The organism is Streptomyces malaysiensis subsp. samsunensis, from assembly GCF_024519315.1.
Taxonomy (GTDB): domain Bacteria; phylum Actinomycetota; class Actinomycetes; order Streptomycetales; family Streptomycetaceae; genus Streptomyces; species Streptomyces malaysiensis.
On sequence record NZ_JANIIC010000049.1, the window covers coordinates 18,471 to 35,564 of the forward strand.

Consider the following 17,094-nt stretch of genomic DNA (forward strand, 5'->3'; position numbering starts at 1 on the left):
ACCGGGGCTTCTCCATTCCTGACCGGTCCGGTCGCCTCTCGCTCCCGGTCGCCGCCCCTCGTCCGCGCCCCTGGGCGCTGTGGGAAGCTGAGCGGGTGAAACGGCAGGATCTCGATGACCTCGTCCGGCTGCGGCGGGCCCGCGACCGGATGGACCGCGACTACGCCGAGCCGCTCGACGTCCCGGCGCTGGCGCGGGGCGCCCTGATGTCGCCCGGCCATTTCTCCCGCAGCTTCCGCGCCGCCTTCGGCGAGACGCCGTACAGCTACCTCATGACCCGCCGCATCGAGCGGGCCAAGGCGCTGCTGCGGCGCGGCGACCTCTCGGTGACCGAGGTCTGCATCGCGGTGGGCTGTACCTCGCTGGGGTCGTTCAGCTCGCGCTTCACACAGCTGGTCGGCGAGAGCCCGAGCAGCTACCGGGCCCGGAGCCATGACCATGGCGCCGCCATCCCGGCGTGCATGGCCAAGATCCACACGCGGCCGGTCAGGAACGGAGAAGCGCGTCCCGCCGCCCGGCCGTAGCGTGAGCGGCATGGACATCACGCTCTCCCAATGTTTCATCGCCGTCGACGACCACGACAAGGCGATCCCCTTCTACCGCGATGTGCTCGGCCTCGAGGTCCGCAACGACGTGGGGTTCGAGGGGATGCGCTGGGTGACCGTCGGGTCGCCCTCGCAGCCGGATGTGAACATCGTCCTGGAGCCGCCTCTCGCCGACCCGAACGCCTCCCCGGCCGACAGACAGGCCATGGCCGAGCTGATGGCCAAGGGCATGTTGCGCGGAGTCATCTTCGCGACGGACGACTGCGACGCCACCTTCGAGCGCATCAGCGCCGCGGGCGGCGAGGTGCTCCAGGAGCCCATGGACCAGCCTTACGGCGTCCGCGACTGCGCGTTCCGCGACCCCGCCGGAAACCTCTTGCGGTTCACCCAGCCCCTCGCGAAGTGAGCCCCGCACGGGCTGCACGGTGTCCCGCTCAGGGGCCCGACGGAGCCTGAGCGCTCCGCTGGAAGTGCCCTGACCTGCCGCCGATCGTCCGCGGCGCCGTCGTGGCCGGCCGCGCCGCGCGGCGGAGCCGCATATCGATCGCAGCCCCCCGCGCCTTCGGGGTGCCACCGAACCGCGGCCGACGTCCGCCGATCCGCTTAGGCTGGCCGTCGGGAGGTGGTGGCCATGGTGGTGGCCATACGGCGGCTGGGCGGATCGGAGGCGGACCCGGGGCTCTACGGCCCCCGGTCGGTCACCTGGCAGATGCATGGCGACCCGGTGATGTGGATCGCGGGGGTGCGCGCCCTGTACCTCCAGGCCCTGCATCCGCTCGCGGTGCGCGGCGTCACCCAGAACTCCGACTTCCGCAAGGACGCCTGGGGAAGGCTGCTGCGCACCGCGCGGTTCGTCGCCACCATCACCTACGGCACCACAGAGGCGGCCGAGCGGGCGGGCGCCCAGGTCCGGGGCATTCACCGCAGGCTCTCCCTGACCGACCCCGTCACCGGTGTCCGGCACGGCGTCGACGAGCCCGAACTGCTGCTGTGGGTGCACTGCGCCGAAATCGACTCCTACCTGCATGTGATGCGGCGCTCCGGCTATCCGCTCACCGACGCGCAGGCGGACGCCTATGTCGCCGAGAACGTGGTGTCCGCCCGGCTGGTCGGTCTCGACCCCGCCGAGGTACCGGCCGATACGGCGGAGCTCGCCGCGTACTTCGAGAAGGTGCGCCCCGAACTCGCCGACACCCCCGAGGCGCGCGAGGTGGACGCCTTTCTGCGGCGGCCGCCGGTCCATGCCCTGCTCGTCCCGGCGCGCGAGGTGATCTGGGGGCGCTTCGCCGCGCTTGCCTATGGATCCCTGCCCCCGTACGCCCACGAGCTGTACGGGCGCCCCGCGCCCGCCCCCCAAGTGGTCACCCGCCGACTGCGGGCGATGGGCAGGGCGCTGCGCTGCATCCCGCCCAAGGCCCGTTGGCAGCTTCCGCCGAAGCACATCCTGCGGGCGGTGGAACGGCTCGGCCCGGGCAGCCGCCCCTCGCCCTACAAACTCCGCAGGAACGCGGCCATACTGGGCAGCGGGGATGCGACGGGGGCGTTGCCGCACGCGGCCGGTCTCCACGGGGGCGGCGGGAGCTGACTTCCGCCAAGGCAGGGGGAGCATGGCGGACATCAGGCTGATCCAGGACCGGTACCGGCTGCTGGACCGGATCGGGCGCGGGGGCATGGGCGAGGTGTGGCGGGCGCGCGACGAGTCACTCGGCCGCCGTGTCGCCGTCAAATGCCTCAAGCCCCTGGGGTCGCGGCACGACCCCGCCTTCACCGGGGTGGTGCGGGAGCGCTTCCGCCGGGAAGCGCGGGTGGCCGCCGCGCTCCAGCACCGCGGGGTCACCGTGGTGCATGACTTCGGCGAGCACGAAGGTGTGCTCTACCTGGTCATGGAGCTGCTGGAGGGCCGTAATCTCAGCCAGCTGCTGGACGGCACCGAGCGCCGGCCGCTGCCGGTCCCCGAGGTGCTGGACATCGCGGAGCAGGTCGCCGCCGCCCTCGCCTACACCCATGACCAGGGCGTGGTGCACCGCGATCTGAAGCCGGCCAACATCATGCGGCTCACCGACGGCACCGTGAAGCTGTGCGACTTCGGCATCGCCCGCCTTGCCCACGACGTCGGCTTCACCTCCCGGCTCACCGGCACCGGCGTCGCCATGGGCACCCCGCACTACATGTCGCCCGAGCAGATCGCGGGCAGCCCGGTCGACCACCGCAGCGATCTGTACTCCCTGGGCTGTGTGCTCTACGAACTGGCCACGGGGGCGCCGCCGTTCGCCCTGGACGACACATGGGCGGTGCTCGTCGGCCACCGTCACACCCCGCCCGTCCCGCCGCGCCGCCACCGGCACGGACTCCCCGAGCGGTTCGAGCGCGCCGTGCTCGATCTGCTGGCCAAGACCCCGGAGGACCGACCGCGCGACGCCGCCGAGTTCGCCGAGCGGATCGCCCCGGCGCGGGTGTCCCGGGGGCCGACGGCGCCGACGCTCCCCGCACCGCGCGGCGCGCTCCCGGCCGCCGGACCGCCGGCTCCGCGCCCTCCGGCCGCCGGACCGCTGGCTCGCCTCCTGACCGCGGGGCCGTCGGCTCCCCGCCTCCCGGCCTGGGCCCGGCAGATGACCACCGGGTCCAAGGCGTACACCGGCGGCGTGGGGCTGCTCTCGGCGACCCCGCCCGACGCGGCGACCCCGCCCGACGCGGCGACCCCGCCCGACGCGGCGGCCGCGCTCACCGGCGTCTGGACCGGGGGCCGCGCCACCGCGCGCCCCGCTCTGCCACCCCCGCCCGGGGCGCGGGCCCGGCTCGCCGAGCGGCACCGCGCCGGGCTGGATCTCGGGTGGCTGGGCCGCTGGGCGGAGGCGGTGGAAACACACCGGGCGGTGGCCGCCGAACGCGAGCGCGCCCTGGGCGCCGACCACCCCGACACCCTCGCCAGCCGCTACGAGATCGCCTTCGCCCTCGGGGTCCTGGGCCGCCCCGGCGACGCGCTGCGCGAGTACGAGCGGGTCGCGGCGGGCCGCCGGCGCGTCCTTGGCCCCGACCATCCGGACACCCTCGCCGCCCGCCAGGAGACCGCGTTCACCCTGGGCCGCCTCGGCCGCTTCACCGAGGCCCAGCGCCTCTACACGGCCGTGCTCGCCGAACGCGAGCGCACCATGGGCGCCGACCACCCCGACACCCTGCGCTGCCGTCACAACCTCGCCTTCAACCTGGGCTGTCTGGGGCACCTGAAGGAGGCGTACCGCATGGCCGAGGGGGTGGCCGCCGCCCGCGCCCGGGTGCTGGGCCCCGATCACCCCGACACGCTGGTCACCCGCCACGAGGTGGGGTACGCCCTCGGCCGCCTCGACCGCTGGGGCGAGGCCCTGGGCATCTTCCGCGAGGTGGCCGCCGCCCGCGCCCGCACCCTCGGCCCCGGCCACCCCGACACCCTCGCCGCCCGCTATGAGATCGGCGTCGGCCTGGGGCGGCTGGACCGGGGCGCGGAGGCCCTCGCGGTCTACCGTGCCCTTGTCGAGGACCGCACCCGCGCCCATGGCCCGGCCGATCCGGAGACCCTGCGCGCCCGGCACGGCCTCGGCGTCAGCCTCGGCCGGCTGGGCCGCTGGCAGGAGGCGCTGGTCGAGGCGCGGGCGGTGTGCGCCCTCCGCGAGCGGGTGCTTGGCCCCGACCATCCGGACACCCTGGTCAGCCGTCGTGAAGTGGCCGTCGCCCTGGGCTGGCTCGGCCGCTGGTCCGACGCGCTGGCCGGCTACCGCCGGGTGACCCGCGCCCGCGTCCGCGTCCTGGGCCCGGACCATCCCGACACCCTCGTCAGCCGCGGCGACGAGGCCCACTGCCGGGAGCGGCTGGACAACCGGGCCGAGACGGGCGAGGCAGCTGAGATGCCTGAGACGGCTGAGATGGCTGACGCGACCGAGGTGGCCGAGGAGGCCGACGCCGACGAGGTGACCGAGGCGGCCGACGCGGACGGGACGGCCGGGGCCATGGAGCAGCCGACGCGCCGGGGGTGACCCCCGTGGCCTGGCCCCCGCGATCATCGCGTGCTAACCAGAGGGCATGTCTCACAGCGATGCGTACGACGTCGTCATCGTCGGCGGTGGTCACAACGGCCTGGTGGCCGCCGCGTATCTCGCCCGCGCCGGGCGGAGCGTGCTGGTGCTCGAGCGCCTCGGCCACACCGGTGGCGCCACCGTGTCCACGCGGCCCTATCCCGGGGTGGACGCACGGCTCTCGCGCTACTCCTACCTGGTCAGCCTGTTGCCGCGGCGGATCGTGGACGACCTCGGACTGCGTTTCGCGGTACGCAAGCGCGCGGTGTCCTCGTACACGCCCGACGTCCGGGGCGGGCGCCCCACCGGGCTGCTGGTGGACACCGGCTCCACCGGCCGGACGCGTGCCGCGTTCGCCCGGCTGACCGGGTCGGAGCGGGAGTACGAGTCCTGGCGGCGCTTCTACGGCATGACCCAGCGGGTGGCCGAGCGCGTCTTCCCCACGCTGACCGAGCCGCTGCCCACCCGGGACGAGCTGCGGGCGCGGATCGGGGACGACGCGGCGTGGCAGGCGCTGTTCGAGCGGCCGCTGGGGGAGGCGATCGAGGCGGCGTTCGACGACGACCTCATCCGGGGCGTGGTCCTCACCGACGCGCTCATCGGCACCTTCGCCCGCGCCCATGACCCGTCGCTACGGCAGAACCGCTGCTTCCTCTACCACGTGATCGGCGGTGGCACCGGCGACTGGGACGTCCCCGTCGGCGGCATGGGCGCGCTCACCGACGCCCTCGCCGACGCCGCCCGCGCGGCGGGCGCGCGGATCGCCACCGGGCGCGAGGTCACCTCGATCGCCACCGACGGCACCTCGGCGGAGGTGCGGTACGAGGGCGGGGCGGGGGAGGGCGCCGCGGCCGCCCGGTATGTGCTCGTCGGCGCCGCACCGCGCGAGCTGGCCCGGCTGCTGGGCGAGGAGCCGCCCGCCCCGCCCGCCGAAGGGGCGCAGCTCAAGGTGAACATGCTGCTGCGCAGGCTGCCCGCGCTGCGTGACCGCGAGGTCGACCCGCGCGAGGCGTTCTCCGGGACGTTCCACATCGCCGAGGGGTACGGCGCGCTGGAGGACGCGTACCGCCAGGCGGCCGCGGGGGAGCTGCCGCACCGGCCGCCGTCGGAAATCTACTGCCACTCGCTGACCGATCCGTCGATCCTCGGCCCGGAGCTCGCACGCGGGGGCTATCAGACCCTGACCCTGTTCGGACTGCACACCCCCGCCCGGCTGTTCACCGAGGACAACGACGCGGCGCGCACCGCGCTGCTGCGCGCCACCCTGGCGGAGCTGGACGCGTGTCTCGCCGAGCCGATCGCCGACTGTCTCGCTCATGACGCCGACGGCCGGCCGTGTATCGAGGCCAAGACCCCGCTGGACCTGGACGCCGAGCTGCGGCTGCCCGGCGGCAACATCTTCCACCGGGACCTGGCCTTCCCGTACGCCCAGGAGGGCACCGGCCGCTGGGGTGTGGAGACCCGCCACGCCAATGTGCTGCTGTGCGGCGCGGGGGCGGTGCGCGGCGGCGGGGTGAGCGGAATCCCCGGGCACAACGCGGCGATGGCGGTGCTCGGCAAGTGACCCCGGACGGCTCTCCGGGCGCCCCGGTGTGCCCTACGGACGGCCCGGGACGAGCCCTCCGGACGCCCCGGGACGGGATTTTCTCCCGCCGGGCCACGACTTTCTGCCGCCGAATCTGACGTAGCGTCAGAAAAACTCTTCCTTCGTCCGCCACCCTGCGGCATCCTGCCGCCCATGCAGACGGAGCTGAGCGCAAGGCTGGGTGTCGAGCACGCCGTCTTCGGTTTCACGCCGTTTCCCGCCGTGGCCGCGGCGATCAGCCGGGCCGGCGGCCTCGGTGTGCTCGGCGCGGTCCGTTACGGCGCGGGCGAGGAGCTGGCCCGTGACCTCGACTGGATGGAGGAGCACACCGACGGAAAGCCCTATGGCCTGGACGTGGTGATGCCCGCGAAGAAGGTGGAAGGGGTCACCGAGGCCGATATCGAGGCGATGATCCCCGAAGGCCACCGCGCCTTCGTCCGGGACACCCTCGCCAAGCACGGCGTCCCCGAGCTCGCCGAGGGTGAGGCGTCCGGCTGGCGGATCACCGGCTGGCTCGAGCAGGTGGCCCGCAGCCAGCTCGACGTCGCCTTCGACTACCCCGTGAAACTCCTGGCCAACGCCCTGGGCTCACCCCCGGCCGATGTCGTGGCCCGCGCCCATGACCACGGCATCCTCGTGGCCGCCCTCGCGGGCAGCGCCCGCCACGCCCTCCACCACAAGGAGGCGGGGCTCGATGTCATCGTCGCCCAGGGCTATGAGGCGGGCGGCCACACCGGTGAGATCGCCTCCATGGTGCTCACCCCCGAGGTGGTGCGGGCCGTGGACCCGCTGCCCGTGCTCGCCGCGGGCGGTATCGGCAGCGGTGAGCAGATCGCGGCCGGGCTGGCCCTGGGCGCCCAGGGCGTCTGGATCGGCTCCCTCTGGCTCACCACCGAGGAGGCCGAACTCCATTCGGCGGCCCTCACCCGCAAGCTGCTGGCGGCCGGGTCCGGGGACACCGTGCGCTCCCGTGCCCTCACCGGCAAGCCCGCCCGTCAGCTGCGCACCGAGTGGACCGACGCCTGGGAGGACCCGGACGGGCCCGAGCCGCTGCCCATGCCGCTCCAGGGGCTGCTGGTGGCCGAGGCCGTCTCCCGCATCCAGAAGCACGAGGTGGAACCGCTGCTCGGCACGCCGGTCGGCCAGATCGTCGGCCGGATGGACTCCGTCCGCCCGGTCCAGGCCGTCTTCGACGATCTGACCCGTGGCTTCGAGCGCGCCATCGACCGCGTCAACCACATCGCCCGACGCGGCTGACCGCGCGGATATCGCGAGCCCCGGGGCCCGGTACCGCATCCCGCCCGACCCGTTCGCACCCGCCCCACACCGCTTGACACCGCCGTCAGAAGGAGGACCGGACCGCCATGTCCCCTACACCCAACGGCTTCTGGGCCCAGGCCGCGCTCGAGCCCGACCGCACCGTGCTCATCGCCCCGGACGGTGCGGAGTGGACCGCCGGGCGGCTGCACAGCGCGTGCAACCGGCTCGTCGTCGGGCTGCGCGCCGCCGGGCTGCGCCGTGGCGACGCCCTGGCGATCGTCCTGCCCAACGGGGTGGAGTTCTTCGTCGCCGCGCTCGCCGCCACTCAGGCCGGGCTCTATCTGGTGCCGGTCAACCACCATCTGGTCGGCCCCGAGATCGCCTGGATCGTCTCCGACTCCGGCGCCAAGGTGCTGATCGCCCACGAGCGTTTCGGCGATCAGGCGGCCGCGGCCGCCGACGAGGCGGGGCTGCCCGCGACCCACCGCTACGCGGTCGGCGCGATCGACGGCTTCCGCCCGTACGCCGAGCTCATCGAGGGGCGGCCGGAGGAACCGCCCGCCGACCGCGAGCTGGGCTGGGTGATGAACTACACCTCCGGCACCACGGGCCGTCCGCGCGGAATCCGCCGGGCGCTGACCGGAAAGCTCCCCGAGGTGAGCCACCTCGGCGGCTTTCTGCGGTTCTTCGGCATCACCCCGCGCGCCGAGGAGCCCGACCACGTCCATCTGGTGTGCTCACCGCTCTACCACACCGCCGTACTTCAGTTCGCGAGCTCCTCGCTGCACATCGGCCATCCCCTGGTGCTCATGGACAAGTGGACGCCCCAGGAGATGCTGCGCCTCATCGACACCTACCGCTGTACGCACACCCATATGGTGCCGACCCAGTTCCACCGGCTGCTCGCCCTCCCCGACGAGGTCAAACGGTCCTACGACGTCTCGTCGATGCGTCATGCCATCCACGGTGCCGCGCCCTGTCCCGATCACATCAAGCGCGCGATGATCGACTGGTGGGGCGGCTGTATCGAGGAGTACTACGCGGCCAGCGAGGGCGGCGGCACCTTCGCCACCGCCGAGGGCTGGCTGAAGAAGCCCGGGACCGTCGGCCGCCCCTGGCCCATCAGCGAGATCGCCATCTTCGACGACGAGGGCACCCGGCTCCCGGCCGGTGAACTCGGCACCGTCTACATGAAGATGAGCACCGGGGGTTTCGCCTACCACAAGGACAAGAGCAAGACCGAGAAGAGCCGCATCGGTGACTTCTTCACCGTCGGCGACCTCGGCCTCCTGGACGAGGACGGCTATCTCTACCTCCGCGACCGCAAGATCGACCTGATCATCTCGGGCGGGGTCAACATCTACCCCGCCGAGATCGAGTCGGCGCTGCTCACCCACCCGGCCGTCGCCGACGCCGCCGCCTTCGGGATCCCTCACGCGGACTGGGGCGAGCAGGTCATCGCGGTTGTGGAACCCGCCGAGGGGCATGCGCCGGGGCCCGGCCTGGCCTCGGAGATCCTCGACCACTGCGCCACCCGGCTGGCCGGTTACAAATGCCCCAAGTCGGTGGAGTTCATAGCGGAGATGCCACGCGACCCCAACGGCAAGCTCTACAAACGGCGGCTGCGCGAGCCGTACTGGAAGGACGCGGGTCAGACCCGGCAGTGAGGGTGCGTTCGCCCATGTGACGCGGTCGCGCTGGGCACGTCGGGCGCCATCCTGATCCGGCCATCGCGCCCGGGGCCGGTTCCGCTTCCCGCGGGACCGGCCCCGTGGCGTGCTCGCGGTGCGGCGACCTATCGTTCCAGAGCCCACCGGGCTGCCCGGACGACCTTTCGGGCCCGCCCGCAACACCGAGACGGGCCCGCCCGTACCGCCGGGACTGGCCTCGCCCGTACCGCCGAGAGAGGAATCCCCGCCCATGCGACCGCATCTGTCCCCGCGCCATGCGCTGATCGCCGCACTCGCCACCGCCGTGCTGGCCACCGGGGCCACCGCCGCCGTCGCCGCACCGGCAGGTCCGGCCGGTCCGGCCCGTGCCCACGGCACTCTGCGGCCGCTGGTCGAACTGGCCGCGCAGCGGGTGCTGGTGGCCGACGAGGTCGCCGCCGCGAAGTGGGGCACGGACAGCCCGATCGACGATCCGGCGCGGGAGCGGGAGGTGCTGGACGCGGTGGCGCGGCAGGCCGAGGAGCTGGGCGCCGACCCCGCCGCGACAACGAGGATCTTCCGCGACCAGATCGAGGCCAGCAAGGTCGTCCAGCGCGGCCTCTACCACCGCTGGGACGCCGACCCCTCACAGGCGCCCACCGAACGCCCCGACCTCGGGCGGATCCGGCTGGAGATCAACCGGATCAACGGCGAACTCGTGCGCGCCATCGCGGACTCGGCGGCCGTGCGCGAGGGCCCCTCCTGCGTGGGGCGGCTCACGGCCGGGACGGTCGCCGTGGTCCACGGGCGCCACCTGGACGTGCTGCACACGGTGGCGCTCGGCCGCTCGCTGCCGTCGGTGTGCGAGCGCTGAGCGCCGTCAAGCCGTGAAGGGGTCGGGTCAGGCCGCGGGGCGGTCGTGGAGGACGCGCTGGAAGAGCAGATGGTCCCGCCAGGCGCCGGCGATGTGCAGATAGTCCGGCGCCATGCCGATCCGGGTGAATCCGCAGCGGAGCAGAACGCCTTGGGACGGGACGTTCGCCACCAGCGTGCTGGCCTCGATCCGGTGCAGTCCGAGGCGCTCGTCGGCCACCCGGCACACGGACCGGACGGCCAGGGAGGCCAGCCCGCGCCCGAGGTGCCCGGCGTCGATCCAGTAGCCGAGATGGCCGTTGCGCCAGGGCCCGAGGACGATATGCGACAGCGTGACCGTGCCCAGGATCCGGTCGCCGCCGGTCAGCACCCAGGGCACCATCCGGCCGGACTCCCACTGCTCCAGCTGGTCCCGCAGCCGGGCGGCCTGGCCGCCGGCGGTGAAGAAGCTCTCGTCCCGCCGCGGGCTGGAGGGGCGCAGATGCTCACGGTTGCGCGTGTACGCGTCCGCGAGCGCCTCGGCGTCGTTCTCGACGGCGGTTCGCATGGTGATCCCGTCGGCCAGGGTCACAGGGGAAAGGGGCACCGCCGCGGCAGGAAGAGTCACCTGGTCAGCCTAGTCGGCGCGGCGGGTCAGCCGCGGTGCGGGGCGCCCCGGTCCTGGTGCGGGGTCTCCCCGTCCGTCCCCTGTGCGACCGCCCGCGCCCAGCGGTAGTCGGCCTTGCCGCTGGGGGAGCGCTGGATGCGGTCGGTGAAGACGACCGTACGAGGGATCTTGTAGCCCGCCAGCCGCTCCCGGCAGTGGTCGCGGACCGCCTCGGCGGTGAGCCCGGACGCCGGGGTCCGGGGCTGGACGACGGCCGCGACGCGATGGCCCCAGCGGGTGTCGGGGACGCCCGCCACCAGCGCGTCGTACACCTCCGGATGGGCCTTCAGGGCCTGCTCCACCTCCTCCGGGTAGACCTTCTCGCCCCCGGTGTTGATGCACTGCGAACCGCGCCCGAGGACGGTGATCACGCCCTCCTCGTCCACGGTCGCCATGTCGCCGAGCAGCACCCAGCGCTCCCCGTCCGCCTCGAAGAACGTCTCGGCGGTCTTCTTCGGATCGTTGTAGTAGCCGAGCGGCACATGGCCGCGCTGGGCGATCCGGCCGGGCTCACCGGGCGCCACCGGGGTGAGGGTCGCCGGGTCCACCACCGTCGTACGGGCGTTGACACGCAGCCGGAAGCCCTTCTCGGGACCGGAGTCGGCGGTGGCCGTGCCGTTGAAACCGGACTCCGAGGAGCCGAAGTTGTTGAGCAGCAGGGTGTGCGGGGCGAGCTCGGCGAACTGGGCGCGTACGGTCTCCGACAGGATCGCGCCCGAGCTGCTGACGCTGAGCAGCGAGGAGAGATCGGTGCCTTGGAGGGGGCCGGTCAGGGCGTCCACCAGGGGCCGCAGCATCGCGTCGCCGACCAGCGAGGCGGCGGTGACCTTCTCCTTCTCGATGGTCCGCAGCACCTCCTCGGGCACGAACTTTCGGTGCAGCACCACCTTCTGACCGAAGTTGAACGCGATGAAGGCCGTAAGGGTGGAGGTGCCGTGCATCAGCGGCGGGGTGGGGAAGAAGGCCAGCCCCTCGCCGCCCGCGGCCACCCGCTCGGCCAGCTCCTCCGGGCGTCCGACGGGCCGGCCGGTCGGGGCGCCGCCGCCGAGCCCCGAGAAGAACAGGTCCTCCTGCCGCCACACCACGCCCTTGGGCATACCGGTGGTGCCGCCGGTGTAGATGATGAAGCGGTCGTCGGCGGAGCGCGCCGGGAAGCCGCGCTCGGGCGACCCGGACGCCTCGGCGTCGCCGAACGCCACGGACGCACGGGGGCCGTGCCCGGTGCCTGCCCGCACCAGATGGCGCAGGGTGCCGGTGTGGGGCAGCGCGGCGGCCACCCGCTCGCCGAACTCGGCGTCGTAGACCAGCGCGGCCAGGTCCGCGTCGCGGTAGAGGTAGACCAACTCGTCCTCGACGTAGCGGTAGTTGACGTTCACCGGCACCGCCCGGATCTTCAGACAGGCCAGCGCGGTCTGGAGGTACTCGACGCCGTTGCACAGATGCAGTCCGACGTGCTCGCCCGGGGCGATCCCGCTGTCGCCGAGATGGTGGGCGAGCCGGTTGGCGGCCGCGTCGAGCTGGGCGTAGCTCAGACGCCGCTCGGCTCCGGTGCCGGGGTGGTCGATGTACACCAGCGCCTCTCTGTCGGGCACCGTGTCGACGATCGACTCGAACAGGTCGGCAAGGTTGTACTCCACGGCTCCTCCTGACCCCTCGATCCGGCGGCTCGGCGCTCATTAGAGCCGCGCCGGGATGAGGTGGGAAGGGCCACGGAACAAGAAATCTGACTGAGCATCAGATTTCTCTTGAAGTCGGCCTGCGGCTGCTGCAACCTGTTCTAGGTCTCGAGACGGGAGGACGTCGTGACAAGCGGGACCGAACACCTCATCGTCGAGCGCGTCGGCGCGACCCTGGTGCTCACCTTGAACCGGCCCGAGGCCAGGAACGCGCTCTCGCTGCCGATGCTGGTCGGGCTGTACGACGGCTGGACCGAGGCCGACGAGGACGACACCGTGCGCTCCGTGGTGCTCACGGGCGCCGGTGGGGCCTTCTGCGCCGGAATGGACCTCAAGGCGCTCGCGGGCGGCGGCCGGATGGCCGGCGAGCATGTCCGCGACCGCCTCGCGGCCGACCCCGATCTGCACTGGAAGGCGATGCTCCGCCACCACCGGCCGCGCAAGCCGGTGATCGCCGCCGTCGAGGGCCCCTGCGTCGCGGGCGGCACCGAGATCCTCCAGGGCACCGATATCCGGGTCGCGGGCCGCGGCGCCACCTTCGGGCTCTTCGAGGTCCGGCGCGGGCTGTTCCCCATCGGCGGCTCCACCGTACGGCTGACCCGCCAGCTGCCCCGCACCCACGCCCTGGAGATGCTGCTGACGGGGCGCCCCTACCCGGCCGAGGAGGTGGCGCGGATCGGGCTCATCGGCCATGTCGTCCCGGACGGCACGGCGCTGGAGAAGGCCCTGGAGATCGCGGAGCTGATCAACGCCAACGGTCCGCTCGCCGTCGAGGCGGTCAAGGCATCCGTCTACGAGACCGCCGAGATGACCGAGACCGACGGCCTGAAGTCCGAACTCGAACGCGGCTGGCCCATCTTCGACACCGCCGATGCCAAGGAGGGCTCGAAAGCCTTCGCGGAGAAACGGCCGCCGGTCTACCGCCGGGCGTGATCCCCCACCACCTCAGGCCGGCGCCCCCACCCGGTGGCCGCGCGGAAGGAGACGCACCCCCCATGACCCCGGCTCCCTCGCCCGAGGCGCTCCAGGCGCCTCTGGTCGTCGAGTTCCCGTTCACCCGCTCCCTCGGCCCGGTGCAGAGCGCCTTCCTCACCGGGCTGCGCGAACGCACCGTGCTCGGCGTGCGCACCACCGACGGCCGGGTGCTGATGCCGCCCGTCGAATACGACCCGGTCACCGCCGACGAACTGTCCGACCTCGTCGAAGTCGCCCCCATCGGCACCGTCACCACCTGGGCCTGGAACCCCTCCCCGCGCCGCGGCCAGCCCCTGCCCACCCCCTTCGCCTGGGTGCTGGTGCGGCTGGACGGCGCGGACACCGCACTCCTCCACGCCCTCGACGCGCCCGGCCCCGACGCGGTGCGCACCGGTATGCGGGTGCGGATCCGCTGGGCCGGGGAGCGCGTCGGCGCCATCACCGACATCGCCTGCTTCGAGCCGTACGACGGCGCCGGGGGCGGCCGAGCCGTGCCGCACACGGGTGAGTTCACCGACCCCGTCGACGGCATCGTGGCCCCCGCCCGCCTCGACTACACCTACGCGCCCGGCCGCGCCCAGTCGCGCTATCTGAAGGCCCTCGCCGGCCGCACCACCTACGGGGAGCGCTGCCCGTCCTGCCGCAAGGTGTACGTCCCGCCCCGGGGCGCCTGTCCCACCTGCGGTGTGGCCACCGACGAACAGGTGGAGGTCGGCCCCCGCGGCACGGTCACCACCTTCTGCATCGTCAACATCAAGGCCCGCAACCTCGATATCGAAGTGCCGTACGTCTACGCCCACATCGCCCTGGACGGCGCCGATCTGGCCCTCCACGCCCGCATCGGCGACATCCCCTACGACGAGGTGCGGATGGGGCTGCGCGTGGAGCCCGTATGGAGCGAGGACGGCCGCTACCCCGACCACTACCGCCCCACCGGCGAACCCGATGCCGACTACGACACCTACAAGGAGCTGTTGTAGATGCGAGAGGTTGCCATCGTCGCCTTCGGCCAGAGCGACCACCGGCGCGACACCGCGGAGATCTCCGAGGTCGAGATGTTGATGCCCGTCCTCCACCAGGTGCTCGACGCCGTCGGACTCCGGGCCGGCGAGATCGACTTCACCTGCTCCGGCTCCTGCGACTATCTGGCGGGCCGCGCCTTCTCCTTCACCATGACTCTCGACGGCGTCGGCGCCTGGCCGCCCATCTCGGAGTCCCATGTGGAGATGGACGGCGCCTGGGCGCTGTACGAGGCATGGACGAGGCTGCTGACCGGCGAGGCGGAGACCGCGCTCGTCTACTCCTACGGCAAGTCCTCACCCGGCGATCTGCGCGAGGTCCTCACCCGCCAGCTCGACCCGTACTACGTGGCGCCCCTGTGGCCGGACTCGGTCTCCCTGGCCGCCCTCCAGGCCCAGGCGCTGCTGGACGCGGAGGACACCGGTGCCGACGAGCGGGCACTGGCCGGGGTCGCGGCGCGCAGCCGGACCGCGGCCGAGGGCAACCCGCATGCCCAGCTGACCGGTTCACCGCCGCCCGAGGCCCTCCTGGAGGACCCGTATGTGGTGCGGCCGCTGCGCCGCCACGACTGCCCGCCGGTCGGCGACGGCGCGGCCGCCGTCGTGCTCGCCGCCGGGGACACCGCGCGCCGGCTCTGCCGCCGCCCCGCCTGGATCCGCGGTATTGATCACCGGACGGAGGCCCACAGCCTCGGCGTACGGGACCTCACCCGCTCCCCGTCCACCCGGCTCGCCGCCGAGCGCGCGGGCGCCTTCGAGGCCCCCGTGGACCTGGCCGAGCTGCACGCCCCGTTCACCTCACAGGAGCTGATCCTCCGCCGTGAGCTGCGGCTGGGGGAGGGCGTACGGGTCAATCCGTCCGGCGGGGCGCTGGCCGCCAACCCCCTGATGGCCGCCGGGCTGATCCGCCTCGGCGAGGCCGCCGCCGCCATCCACCGCGGCGCCGCGGACCGGGCCCTCGCCCATGCCACCTCGGGCCCTTGTCTCCAGCAGAACCTGGTGGCCGTCCTGGAAGGGGATGACACGTGACGAAGGAGCCGGTGGCCGTCGTCGGGATCGGCCAGACCAAGCACACCGCCGCACGCCGGGACGTCTCCATCGCCGGGCTGGTCCGGGAGGCCGCCGTACGGGCCCTGGACGACGCCCAGCTGGGCTGGGCGGACATCGACGCCGTCGTGATCGGCAAGGCCCCCGACTTCTTCGAGGGCGTCATGATGCCCGAGCTGTACCTCGCCGACGCGCTCGGCGCCGTCGGCAAGCCGATGCTGCGCGTGCACACCGCCGGCTCGGTCGGCGGCTCCACCGCGCTGGTGGCCTCGGGGCTGATCGCCGCCCGGGTCCACCGGACCGTCCTCACTCTCGCCTTCGAGAAGCAGTCGGAGTCGAACGCCATGTGGGGGCTTTCCCTGCCCATCCCCTTCCAACAGCCGCTGCTGGCCGGGGCGGGCGGCTTCTTCGCACCACACGTACGGGCGTATATGCGGCGCACCGGCGCGCCCTCCGGTATCGGCGCGCTCGTGGCCTACAAGGATCGCCGCAACGCCCTGCGCAACCCCTACGCCCACCTCCACGAGCACGATCTGACCCTGGAACGGGTGCGGTCCTCCCCGATGCTGTGGGACCCCATTCGCTACTCCGAGACCTGCCCCTCCTCGGACGGCGCCTGTGCCATGGTGCTCACCGACCGCGCCGGCGCCGACCGCGCGCCGTATCCGCCCGCCTGGATGCACGGCGGCGCCATGCGCAGCGAGCCGACGCTCTTCGCGGGGAAGGACTTCGTCTCGCCGCGGGCCGGCCGGGACTGCGCGGCCGATGTCTACCGCCAGGCCGGGATCACCGACCCGCGCCGGGAGATCGACGCGGTGGAGATGTACGTGCCCTTCAGCTGGTACGAACCCATGTGGCTGGAGAACCTGGGCTTCGCGGACGAGGGAGCGGGCTGGAAGCTCACCGAGTCCGGGGTGACCGAGATCGACGGCGAGCTCCCGGTCAACCCGTCCGGCGGGGTGCTGTCCACCAACCCGATCGGGGCGTCCGGAATGCTGCGGTTCGCCGAGGCCGCGCTCCAGGTGCGCGGGCGGGCGGGCGAACACCAGGTCGACGGCGCCCGTAAGGCGCTCGGTCACGCCTATGGCGGCGGCTCGCAGTTCTTCTCGATGTGGGTGGTCGCGGACACTCCGCCGGAGAGCTGAGTCTCCTGCTCACTCCTCCTTTCGTGGCCTGTGCGGCACCGGCCGCGATCGCTAGGGTGGGGCGCGGACGACGATCCGGGAGGATGAGCCGACGTGGCCGATACCACCACCACCGAACAGCCACTGACAGGAAGCGGGGAGAAGCCCGAACTCGACCTCTCGGGCGCCCAATGGCGGTCGAGCAGCCAGGGCGTGGGCGATGTGGAGATCGCCTTTGTCGAGGGATTCATCGCGATGCGCCACGGCCGCCGTCCCGAAGACCCGGCGCTGATCTTCACCCCGGGCGAGTGGCGCGCCTTCGTCCTGGGCGCGCGTGAGGGCGAGTTCGACCTCACCTGAACCGGGGCTCCACCGGGGGCGGGCGGGTCCGGCCGGACCGGACGGCCCGCCCCGTGGCATGTCGTCCCCCATCCGTGGCATATCGCCCCTCACTCATGGCATGTCGCGCCGTCAAAAAGGCCCGTCGGCGGCCCCGCGATGCCTGTCCCATGGCGATGAGTGCGTTATCGGCCAGAATCGGAGCGCGGTGGACCCCGGTGGAGCCACACATCGCCGGGCGCGGCCACGAGATCCGTCTTCCCATGGCTTCGCGGCGGGGTCACGAAACCTCCATGCCTTCTGCCGAAAC

The 17,094-nt window shown here is 73.0% G+C and carries 15 protein-coding genes; 13 read left to right on the forward strand and 2 right to left on the reverse strand.

Annotated features, from left to right (window positions below; translation table 11 throughout):
* The first annotated feature begins 95 nt into the window (after window positions 1-95).
* The 8 genes from NQU54_RS33540 to NQU54_RS33575 all read left to right on the forward strand — a co-directional run bounded on the left by NQU54_RS33540 (window position 96) and on the right by NQU54_RS33575 (window position 9,959).
* Window positions 96-524 carry a helix-turn-helix transcriptional regulator gene (locus NQU54_RS33540; RefSeq protein ID WP_069871363.1) on the forward strand — a complete coding sequence of 143 codons (429 nt, stop codon included), beginning with the start codon at window positions 96-98 and terminating at the stop codon, window positions 522-524.
* Between the two features lie 10 nt (window positions 525-534).
* Window positions 535-951 (forward strand): VOC family protein, encoded by a 417-nt coding sequence (locus NQU54_RS33545; protein ID WP_069871537.1) that lies wholly within the window; start codon window positions 535-537, stop codon window positions 949-951.
* A 225-nt stretch (window positions 952-1,176) separates the two neighbouring features.
* The gene (locus NQU54_RS33550; RefSeq protein WP_257634322.1) at window positions 1,177-2,130 is read left to right on the forward strand and encodes an oxygenase MpaB family protein; all 954 of its coding nucleotides are present in this window, start codon (window positions 1,177-1,179) and stop codon (window positions 2,128-2,130) included.
* Window positions 2,131-2,152: 22 nt separating this feature from the next.
* Entirely contained in the window at window positions 2,153-4,552 is a 2,400-nt protein-coding gene (locus NQU54_RS33555; protein ID WP_257634323.1) for a serine/threonine-protein kinase, read from the forward strand.
* A gap of 46 nt (window positions 4,553-4,598) precedes the next feature.
* Entirely contained in the window at window positions 4,599-6,155 is a 1,557-nt protein-coding gene (locus tag NQU54_RS33560) for a phytoene desaturase family protein (protein ID WP_257634324.1), read from the forward strand.
* A 174-nt stretch (window positions 6,156-6,329) separates the two neighbouring features.
* Window positions 6,330-7,433 carry an NAD(P)H-dependent flavin oxidoreductase gene (locus NQU54_RS33565; RefSeq protein ID WP_257634325.1) on the forward strand — a complete coding sequence of 368 codons (1,104 nt, stop codon included), beginning with the start codon at window positions 6,330-6,332 and terminating at the stop codon, window positions 7,431-7,433.
* A 107-nt stretch (window positions 7,434-7,540) separates the two neighbouring features.
* Window positions 7,541-9,103: an acyl-CoA synthetase gene (locus NQU54_RS33570; RefSeq protein ID WP_257634326.1), complete on the forward strand. Its 1,563-nt coding sequence runs from the start codon at window positions 7,541-7,543 to the stop codon at window positions 9,101-9,103.
* Window positions 9,104-9,356: 253 nt separating this feature from the next.
* Window positions 9,357-9,959, forward strand: a complete 603-nt coding sequence (locus NQU54_RS33575) for a chorismate mutase (RefSeq protein ID WP_069871375.1) — start codon at window positions 9,357-9,359, stop codon at window positions 9,957-9,959.
* A gap of 27 nt (window positions 9,960-9,986) precedes the next feature.
* Here NQU54_RS33575 and NQU54_RS33580 read toward each other — a convergent pair whose 3' ends face one another.
* Together NQU54_RS33580 and NQU54_RS33585 are read right to left on the reverse strand one after the other, a co-directional pair.
* Window positions 9,987-10,565 carry a GNAT family N-acetyltransferase gene (locus NQU54_RS33580; RefSeq protein ID WP_372506125.1) on the reverse strand — a complete coding sequence of 193 codons (579 nt, stop codon included), beginning with the start codon at window positions 10,563-10,565 and terminating at the stop codon, window positions 9,987-9,989.
* Between the two features lie 26 nt (window positions 10,566-10,591).
* Window positions 10,592-12,241, reverse strand: a complete 1,650-nt coding sequence (locus NQU54_RS33585; protein WP_257634327.1) for an acyl-CoA synthetase — start codon at window positions 12,239-12,241, stop codon at window positions 10,592-10,594.
* Between the two features lie 165 nt (window positions 12,242-12,406).
* Here NQU54_RS33585 and NQU54_RS33590 point away from each other — a divergent pair, with 165 nt between their 5' ends.
* The 5 genes from NQU54_RS33590 to NQU54_RS33610 all read left to right on the forward strand — a co-directional run bounded on the left by NQU54_RS33590 (window position 12,407) and on the right by NQU54_RS33610 (window position 16,805).
* The gene (locus NQU54_RS33590; protein ID WP_257634328.1) at window positions 12,407-13,213 is read left to right on the forward strand and encodes a crotonase/enoyl-CoA hydratase family protein; all 807 of its coding nucleotides are present in this window, start codon (window positions 12,407-12,409) and stop codon (window positions 13,211-13,213) included.
* Between the two features lie 62 nt (window positions 13,214-13,275).
* Window positions 13,276-14,235 (forward strand): Zn-ribbon domain-containing OB-fold protein, encoded by a 960-nt coding sequence (locus NQU54_RS33595; protein WP_257634329.1) that lies wholly within the window; start codon window positions 13,276-13,278, stop codon window positions 14,233-14,235.
* Entirely contained in the window at window positions 14,236-15,303 is a 1,068-nt protein-coding gene (locus NQU54_RS33600) for a thiolase family protein (RefSeq protein WP_257634330.1), read from the forward strand.
* A complete protein-coding gene (locus tag NQU54_RS33605; protein ID WP_257634331.1) occupies window positions 15,300-16,466 on the forward strand; it encodes a thiolase family protein in 1,167 nt (388 codons plus the stop codon). The genes NQU54_RS33600 and NQU54_RS33605 overlap by 4 nt, the downstream gene beginning before the upstream one ends.
* A 93-nt stretch (window positions 16,467-16,559) precedes the next feature.
* Entirely contained in the window at window positions 16,560-16,805 is a 246-nt protein-coding gene (locus tag NQU54_RS33610) for a DUF397 domain-containing protein (protein WP_069871390.1), read from the forward strand.
* Window positions 16,806-17,094: the final 289 nt, after the last annotated feature.

Bases quoted from the DNA above. Each gene is read 5' to 3' on its own strand.
- NQU54_RS33600 (WP_257634330.1), top strand. From the start codon at position 14,236: ATGCGAGAGGTTGCCATCGTCGCCTTCGGCCAGAGCGACCACCGGCGC.
- NQU54_RS33550 (WP_257634322.1), top strand. From the start codon at position 1,177: ATGGTGGTGGCCATACGGCGGCTGGGCGGATCGGAGGCGGACCCGGGG.
- NQU54_RS33575 (WP_069871375.1), top strand. From the start codon at position 9,357: ATGCGACCGCATCTGTCCCCGCGCCATGCGCTGATCGCCGCACTCGCC.
- NQU54_RS33545 (WP_069871537.1), top strand. From the start codon at position 535: ATGGACATCACGCTCTCCCAATGTTTCATCGCCGTCGACGACCACGAC.
- NQU54_RS33560 (WP_257634324.1), top strand. From the start codon at position 4,599: ATGTCTCACAGCGATGCGTACGACGTCGTCATCGTCGGCGGTGGTCAC.
- NQU54_RS33595 (WP_257634329.1), top strand. From the start codon at position 13,276: ATGACCCCGGCTCCCTCGCCCGAGGCGCTCCAGGCGCCTCTGGTCGTC.
- NQU54_RS33555 (WP_257634323.1), top strand. From the start codon at position 2,153: ATGGCGGACATCAGGCTGATCCAGGACCGGTACCGGCTGCTGGACCGG.
- NQU54_RS33570 (WP_257634326.1), top strand. From the start codon at position 7,541: ATGTCCCCTACACCCAACGGCTTCTGGGCCCAGGCCGCGCTCGAGCCC.
- NQU54_RS33565 (WP_257634325.1), top strand. From the start codon at position 6,330: ATGCAGACGGAGCTGAGCGCAAGGCTGGGTGTCGAGCACGCCGTCTTC.